The 1,555-nt window shown below is 34.9% G+C and carries 1 protein-coding gene; it reads right to left on the bottom strand.

The window, feature by feature from the left end; all coding sequences use genetic code 11:
* Positions 1 to 16: 16 nt before the first annotated feature.
* Positions 17 to 1,321 carry an IS110 family RNA-guided transposase gene (locus QMO11_RS21810; RefSeq protein WP_282040079.1) on the bottom strand — a complete coding sequence of 435 codons (1,305 nt, stop codon included), beginning with the start codon at positions 1,319 to 1,321 and terminating at the stop codon, positions 17 to 19.
* Positions 1,322 to 1,555: the final 234 nt, after the last annotated feature.

The following is a 1,555-nucleotide window of genomic DNA, read 5'->3' as shown; positions in this document are numbered from 1 at the left end:
CCTACCAATGACAGCTTTATATTTTATCTGCAAAGTTGATGACTTTAAGGTTTAATTCTGCGGCTAATCGATTCACCACCTTTATTTTATTTAGAGCTAATTGCTCTTCATATCTTTTAATCCCATTTTCAGCATAATCAATTCCTTTAACCATTACTCTCCAATATAATACCGCTAATTTACGAGCCATTGCTTTTACCGCAACTGGTGCGCCTTTTCTACCTCTTAACCGCCTGCCAAAGGCGCCTATAGCAACATCCTTACTATTGAGTAAACCTTGAGCAATTATCTTAAATATTTGCCCAGCTACAGGCTTACCTTTTCTTTTGCTTTTTCTCATTTTACCGGAGTGATGTTGACCAGGAGAAAGCCCTAACCAACTAGTAAAGTGTTTTTCAGTTGCCCATTTGGTTAAATCATTTCCTGTTTCTGATAATAATTGAATCCATGTATAATCGGTAATGCCACCTATTACTGTAGCATCTTGTCCGCCAAATATATTCTTAAGATTTGCTCCTAAGTTATCTATGTTTGGTTTGTTATGTCGTATTGGTTTTCTTTTCTGATTTAGATTTTGCCCTTCTCCAGAATTACCAATTCTGTTTGTTACTTGATTAATTTTATCATCACATTCCGCTATCCGATCTTGATAAAAATAATAACAATTATAGGCTTGACTTAATGCAAAAAGTCCTGATTCGGTATATGTACCATCCAAAGATTTTAGAATTAGTTCTCGTTTGTTTTTTAAAATACTAGGGTGACATAATTCAGTTAGCACTTCTCGATCTCGCTCTCCTTCTAATATTGAAGCTATAATAGATATACCACTTTTACCATGTAGCTGACTAATTACTTCCTTCAATCGTATATTCATAAGTGTTAATGCCTTTTGCATTTGATTAACATACATGGACGCAGAACGAATATGATCTTCTCTTAATCTCATATAGCTTCTTAACTCTTTTATATCTTTATCCACTACCAAACATCTGTTTAGTAAACCATAGCTGTGTAATTCTCTGATCCACTGACAATCTTTAACATCTGTTTTGCGTCCTGGCACCTGTTTGGTTTGACGACCATCAACGAGCCAAACATCAATACCCGCTTTCTCTAAAATCTCATACAGTATAACCCAATAAACACCAGTGGCTTCCATTGCTACCGTTTCAATTCCATGTTTAAGCAAATAACTACATAGAAGGTTTAGATCTTCGGTAAAAGTAAGATGACTGACAACAGGTTCATCTTCTATCGAAGTAAAAACCTTCTTTGCTCCTATATCAATCCCTCCAGCATTTTTTCTAATCTTTTTCATAATTAAGATATTAAAAGGATTCAATAATCTACACCCAAAAGATGCATAGTAAGAAATTACCTTGACAGCCTACCATTCGGACATTACATTTAATGTAAGTACCATTCATTATGACTCTATCTTTTGGAACCAAGCTCGGAAACAGGCAAAATGCACTATACGAGAGGTCGGCTACAACTGTGTAGATTGAATAACTAAGGTAAATTATTTTCACCCTGTCATCAATTCATTATG

Source organism: Saccharicrinis aurantiacus (assembly GCF_947489045.1).
GTDB classification, from domain to species: domain Bacteria; phylum Bacteroidota; class Bacteroidia; order Bacteroidales; family Marinilabiliaceae; genus Saccharicrinis; species Saccharicrinis aurantiacus.
Note: the sequence above shows the minus strand (reverse complement) of the source record. Positions and strands in the feature narration are given on the sequence as shown.